Raw genomic sequence first — 6,000 nt, 5'->3', positions numbered from 1 at the left:
GAAATAGCACCACGCAAAACATGATATACACCTTGATATTCTTTCATTTTTTCCATCGCAATTACATCTTTCGGCTCTTGTACTACACAAACAACCGATTGATCCCTATGCGAATCGTCACAAATATAACAAGGATCGCGGTCAGTGATATGTCCGCACACAGAACAATACGCTAAATCTCGCTTTGCATTCACAAGTGCTTTCGCAAAACCTAGTACATCATCCTCTTTCATATCTAACACGAAGAATGCCAATCGAACCGCTGTTTTCGGTCCAATTCCTGGCAACTTCATAAAACTATCGATTAATTTTGATATCGGTTCTGGATAATGCATATATCAATATCCTCCTAGAACATTCCACCTGGTAAGTTCATGCCTTTTGTAAATTTGCCCATTGTAGAGTTTGAAAGTTCATCAACCTTTTTAAGTGCATCATTCGTTGCAGCTAATACTAAGTCTTGTAACATTTCGATATCTTCTGGATCTACAACTTCTTCTTTAATTTTCACTTCAAGAACTTGCTTATGACCATTTGCAATAACAGTAACCATTCCGCCGCCAGCTGTACCTTCAACTGTTTTTTCGCCAAGTTCTTCTTGCGCCTTCGCCATATCCTTTTGCATTTTTTGCATTTGTTTCATCATATTATTCATATTTCCCATTCCGCCACGCATCATAATTAATTCCTCCTCATTATTATTACTCTTTTATTTCAATAAGTTCTTGCCCTACTAATTTTACAGCCTCTTCTATAAGAGGATCTTCTTTTTGTTCTGGGCTTTCTTCAGAATCCCCGCCTTCGCGTTGTAAAAAGTCTTCACGAATTTTACCCCATTCACTTTTTGGGATAGCAATCATATTTAACCTTTTACTTAACAATTCAAAAAGGGTTTGTTCCAATGTATCCATCGCTTCTCGATTTTCACTAGCCATTTTGCAATGAATCTCATATTGAAATGCTAACACATAGGTATCATCCGAAGCCGCAACTGGTTCACTATTTTCTAATAAAACAGCAAATGCTACTTTGTTATGTGACTTGAGCCTTCCTAATAATTCGCCCCATACAGCTTTTAACTGTTCTAAATCTTGACGCTTCGCTTGCTTTAACACTTCATTCACACGTCCAACAGGAATTTTCATACTTCCTGTTCGTACCGGTTTTGGTGTTGCCCGCGTCTCTCTTACTTCCTGCTGCACACCAGCTGGCACGCCATTCTTTTTAACTTGCTCTAACTCTTTCTCCAACTGCTGCATCCTGTTCATAATCGCTTGTAAACGATCTGCGCCATTTGCTTGCATCATAAACTGCTGACACAGTTGCACCATAACAACTTCCAAGAATATTCTTGGATGGTTTGTCCACTTCATCTCCTGTTGTCCCTTACTAAGGGTATGAATAATTTCATAGATTACTTCCGGTTGCATTTCTTCACTTAACGTACGGAATTGATCATCTACAATTACCCGTTCCAACATATGTTCTAATTGTGGTGAAGTTTGATATAAAAGCATATCACGATAGTAGTAAATGAAATCCTCCATAAAGCGAACTGGATCTTTCCCTTTACTCATCATCTCATCTATAATACGTAACGCTCTTGATACATCATTTTCACGTATACATTCTACCAGGTCACCCAAATATCGCTGAGATACAGATCCTGTTACAGCTAAAACATCTTCACTCGTCACCGTTTCATCACTATAAGAAATAGCTTGATCAATAAGACTGAGCGCATCACGCATACCACCTTCGGCGGCACGCGCTACAATTTGTAACGCTTCATCTTCTACTTGTGTACCTTCATTTGTCACGACCGTCGATAATCTCTCAACGATATCATTTACTGATATCTTTCGAAACTCAAAACGCTGACAACGCGAAATAATTGTAGCTGGAATTTTATGCGGTTCTGTTGTCGCCAGAATAAAAATAACATGTCCTGGCGGCTCTTCTAAAGTTTTCAAAAGCGCATTAAAGGCACCCATAGAAAGCATGTGAACTTCATCAATAATGTATACTTTATATCCTACAGCACTTGGAGCATATTTTACTTTATCTCTTATATCTCGAATTTCATCTACACCGTTATTTGAAGCCGCATCAATTTCTAATACATCTGAAATAGACCCTTGTGTAATTCCTAAACAAGAAGGACATTCATTACAAGGTTCAGCTACCGGGGCGTGTTCACAGTTAATTGCCTTTGCAAATACTTTTGCAATTGTCGTTTTCCCTGTTCCCCTCGGACCCGAAAACAAATAAGCATGTGAAGCTTTCTCTTGAAGAAGGGCATTTTGCAACGTTTTTGTCACGTGCTTTTGACCGACTACATCTTCGAATTTTTGCGGTCTCCATGTTCGGTATAACGCTTGGTATGACACGAAAATACGGCCTCCCTCAAAGGTTATTATCTTATTTATTATAACCCATTCTGTTTATAGATTCCAAAAGTTATTTTCCATACAAAAAACTCACCTTTATATAAAGGTGAGTTTTGTATACATATATAACTGCCGTGCACCTTCTGTCGATTACGTACCATAAGCGTTACTCAAGCAGTTAGCTCGGTTCAGGCACTCCTGCGGCACACGAGAAAACCCGCTTATTGCTGCTTCCTTCCGGACCTGACAAGGTTCACGGGGTCCCGTTGCGCAGGACCCAAACGTCAACACCACTTACTTAAGGCAGACCTTACAGCAACATAACCTCGAGAAGGGATTCAGCCTCGCTAGAGCGGATTGCGAGTATAGGGCACCGCTACCTCCCCGCTTAGCACGGCAAAGTTAAAACCAATATTCGGTTGCCTTGGATAAGGCATTATCAGTATAACTTGTTTTTTTACAAAATGCAAATACGTTAGTTACCATTACTTTTCTCTAGTTTTTTCACTTCTTTTCTTTTCTTACGAAGCTCCCTAAAAAAAATCGTTAACAATGTACCACATTCTTCTTCAAGTACACCAGGCACTACTTCACACTGATGATTAAAACGCTCATCAGTTAAAAGATTCATCAACGTACCTGCACATCCACCTTTCGGATCGCTCGCACCATATACAACCCGTTTTATACGCGATAAAACAATTCCCCCTGCACACATTGGGCAAGGTTCTAATGTTACATATAACGTTGCATCTTCTAAACGCCATGTCCCTAATTTTTTGCAAGCTTCATCAATAGCTAAGAGTTCGGCGTGAGCTATTGATCTCTGTTCAGTTTCTCTTAAGTTATGTGCGACACTAATCACTTCACCATCTAGCACAATTACAGCACCAATTGGTACCTCTTGTATCGCCTCCGCCTTCTTCGCTTCCTCTATTGCTAACTGCATAAAATATATATCTCGCTCCATAATATAGTCCTTTCACCAAAAATAAAATACACTTTTTCATTTCTTGCAGGTGGGATAACTTTTACAAATTCAATCCAACCTAAAGAAGAAAGAGAGGGAATTACATATGAAAAATACTGCCTTACTCATTATCGATATGATTAATGATTTTCAATTCTCCCGCGGACCCATCCTGGCACAGAAATGTGAAATTATAAAGAACCCCATTTTACAATTAAAGGACACCATGAAGTCATTAGGCTATCCAATAATTTATATCAATGATCACTATCAACTTTGGAGATCTGATATTGATCAACTTATCGCCCATTGTACAAATGAGTATAGTAAAAATATTATCGAGGCCATTGCTCCGCATACTGACGATTACATTTTTATTAAACCACATTACTCTGCTTTTTATGAAACACCTTTGAATTCTTTATTAGGTTATTTAAAAATCGAAAATCTCATTTTAACAGGAATTGCCGGGAACATATGCATCCTTTTTACAGCTAATGATGCCCATATGAGAAATTATACACTTTATGTACCACGGGATTGCATCGCTTCTAATAACGAGCAAGATAATGAACATGCTTTAAAAATAATGGAAGCCACATTAAAGGCAAATATTGTACCGTCATCCCAAATAAAATTTAATTAATACATATCTATTTTCTAACTTTTTATATCAAATTAGTCCGCTCGCTCCCCTCTTGTGCTACAATAATTCTGTTTTGTGTTTTTAGTAGTCACGGTAAATCACTGATTGAAAGGAGGAAACAGCGTGACCGGAGTACCATTTATCACGGTTGAAGGACCAATTGGTGTTGGAAAAACTTCACTTGCGAAGGAACTTTCAACTCACATGCAACTCCACTTACTAAAAGAGATTGTTGATGAAAATCCTTTTTTAGGAAAATTCTACGAAGACATCGACGAATGGAGTTTTCAAACAGAGATGTTCTTTCTTTGTAATAGATACAAACAACTAGAGGATATTAACATAAAGTATTTGAATCAAAGAAAGCCTGTAGTAGCAGATTATCATATATTTAAAAATTTGATTTTTGCATCCCGTACATTAAAAGATTCTCAATATGACAAGTACATGCAAATTTATCGCATTCTTACGCAAGATATGCCTGTGCCAAATGTCATCGTTTATTTAACAGCGAGCCTAGAAACATTACAAAAACGAATTGCCATGCGCGGAAGAGAATTCGAAAAAAATATGGATCCAAATTACTTGCTACAGCTTACAAAAGATTACGAAACAGCAATGGATGCTTTTAAAAAGGACCATCCAGATATTCCAGTATTGAAATTTAATGGAGACGATATGGATTTTGTAAGAAATCCTGATGATTTAAATGTCATCTTATCAGCTCTTCAAAATACTCTCTTGAAGGAGTCGAAATAACAATGAATTTAAGGCAAAAATATGATATACCAAATGATGCAGTTATCACTATTGCTGGAACAGTAGGTGTCGGTAAATCAACTATGACAACTGCATTGGCTAACGCTTTAGGTTATCGTACATCTTTTGAAAAAGTAGATTCCAATCCATATTTGGACAAGTTCTATGCTGATTTCACACGCTGGAGCTTTCACTTACAAGTGTACTTTTTAGCAGAACGATTTAAAGAACAAAAAAGAATTTTCGAATATGGTGGCGGTTTTGTTCAAGACCGTTCTATATATGAGGACACTGGTATTTTCGCAAAAATGCATTACGAAAAGGGTACAATGACTGAAACTGATTATGAGACATACAAAGGGTTATTTGATGCTATGGTCATGACTCCTTACTTCCCTCATCCAGACTTATTAATTTACCTAGAAGGTTCTTTTGATGATATTGTCGATCGTATTCAAGAACGAGGACGTCCCATGGAGCAGCAAACACCAATTGAATATTGGAAAGAGATGCATGGACGTTACGATAACTGGATTAATAACTTTAATTCATGCCCTGTTTTACGATTAAACATTAATGAATACGATATTTTAAAAGATGGCGATTCAATCGAACCAATCATTAAAAAAATTGGACATTTTTTAAAACAAACACGTAAACTTGTAAAATAAAAAACCCGTGCATATGCACGGGTTTTCCTATGAAATTACTTTTTCTTTTTTGTCGGAGCAATAATTTCACTCTCTGGCTTTCCAGCATTAATACGCTGACGAACAGTACTCGTACTAATATCATATGTTTCAGCAATCTCTTTAACAGTCAATTCTTTCCCATTAATTACTGCTGTTAGTAATTTCCCTGTACGTTTTGGAGTTACTTCTTTTTGCACAGCTGGTTTTTCAGCTTCTTTTGGTACCTCTACTTTTTTTGCAACCTGTTTTACATCACAAGTGCAACCACAAAGTTTACGGAATGTATCATCACTTATAATGCGCGACACATTTGCACCACTGTTTAAAATTCTATTGTTCTTACAGACAGGACATTGTACATAATATAAAGTTTTTCCATCTAAAGGAAACGTTTGTATAATAAGATCCATGTTAACTCCTTTCATATCTATGAAGATAATCATCGGAATATGAGTGTGTAATAAGGACACTATATCCTTACATCATACTTTATGATTGGTTTTAAAATAAAAACTCGTTACGTGTTGGTAACGAGTTCTCCAA

8 protein-coding genes and 1 other RNA gene (1 of these 9 cut by a window edge) are annotated in these 6,000 nt (G+C 37.0%); 3 read left to right on the top strand and 6 right to left on the bottom strand.

The genetic code is table 11. The features are described 5' to 3' along the window. The 5 genes from recR to tadA all read right to left on the bottom strand — a co-directional run. On the bottom strand, window positions 1–335 hold the 5' portion of the coding sequence (gene recR / locus MKY90_RS00135) for a recombination protein RecR (protein WP_002009629.1). 262 nt of this gene lie to the left of the window's left edge; the window shows 335 of its 597 coding nt (coding positions 1–335); its start codon is at window positions 333–335; its stop codon lies beyond the left edge, outside the window. A 14-nt stretch (window positions 336–349) separates the two neighbouring features. Beyond that, window positions 350–676, bottom strand: a complete 327-nt coding sequence (locus MKY90_RS00130) for a YbaB/EbfC family nucleoid-associated protein (RefSeq protein ID WP_170935248.1) — start codon at window positions 674–676, stop codon at window positions 350–352. A gap of 25 nt (window positions 677–701) precedes the next feature. Next, window positions 702–2,390 carry a DNA polymerase III subunit gamma/tau gene (gene dnaX / locus MKY90_RS00125; protein WP_002029302.1) on the bottom strand — a complete coding sequence of 563 codons (1,689 nt, stop codon included), beginning with the start codon at window positions 2,388–2,390 and terminating at the stop codon, window positions 702–704. 132 nt (window positions 2,391–2,522) lie between these two features. After that, window positions 2,523–2,787, bottom strand: an RNA gene (gene ffs, locus MKY90_RS00120) — signal recognition particle sRNA large type. A 78-nt stretch (window positions 2,788–2,865) separates the two neighbouring features. After that, window positions 2,866–3,360 (bottom strand): tRNA adenosine(34) deaminase TadA, encoded by a 495-nt coding sequence (gene tadA / locus MKY90_RS00115; RefSeq protein WP_002029304.1) that lies wholly within the window; start codon window positions 3,358–3,360, stop codon window positions 2,866–2,868. A 106-nt stretch (window positions 3,361–3,466) separates the two neighbouring features. On the opposite strand from tadA, the gene MKY90_RS00110 reads away from it, so the two are divergent. From MKY90_RS00110 to MKY90_RS00100, 3 genes are all read left to right on the top strand, one after another. Further along, window positions 3,467–4,006 (top strand): isochorismatase family cysteine hydrolase, encoded by a 540-nt coding sequence (locus tag MKY90_RS00110; protein WP_341090070.1) that lies wholly within the window; start codon window positions 3,467–3,469, stop codon window positions 4,004–4,006. Window positions 4,007–4,129: 123 nt separating this feature from the next. Next, a complete protein-coding gene (locus tag MKY90_RS00105; RefSeq protein WP_002009621.1) occupies window positions 4,130–4,765 on the top strand; it encodes a deoxynucleoside kinase in 636 nt (211 codons plus the stop codon). 2 nt (window positions 4,766–4,767) lie between these two features. Further along, window positions 4,768–5,436: a deoxynucleoside kinase gene (locus tag MKY90_RS00100; protein WP_002009620.1), complete on the top strand. Its 669-nt coding sequence runs from the start codon at window positions 4,768–4,770 to the stop codon at window positions 5,434–5,436. Window positions 5,437–5,471: 35 nt separating this feature from the next. On the opposite strand, the gene MKY90_RS00095 is transcribed toward MKY90_RS00100, so the two are convergent. Next, complete coding sequence (locus MKY90_RS00095; RefSeq protein WP_002029297.1) at window positions 5,472–5,867, bottom strand: DUF3797 domain-containing protein; 396 nt, start codon at window positions 5,865–5,867, stop codon at window positions 5,472–5,474. Between the last annotated feature and the right edge of the window lie 133 nt (window positions 5,868–6,000).

Source organism: Bacillus sp. FSL P2-0099 (assembly GCF_038007445.1).
GTDB lineage: Bacteria > Bacillota > Bacilli > Bacillales > Bacillaceae_G > Bacillus_A > Bacillus_A mycoides.
This window is presented reverse-complemented; position numbering and strand designations above follow the sequence as displayed.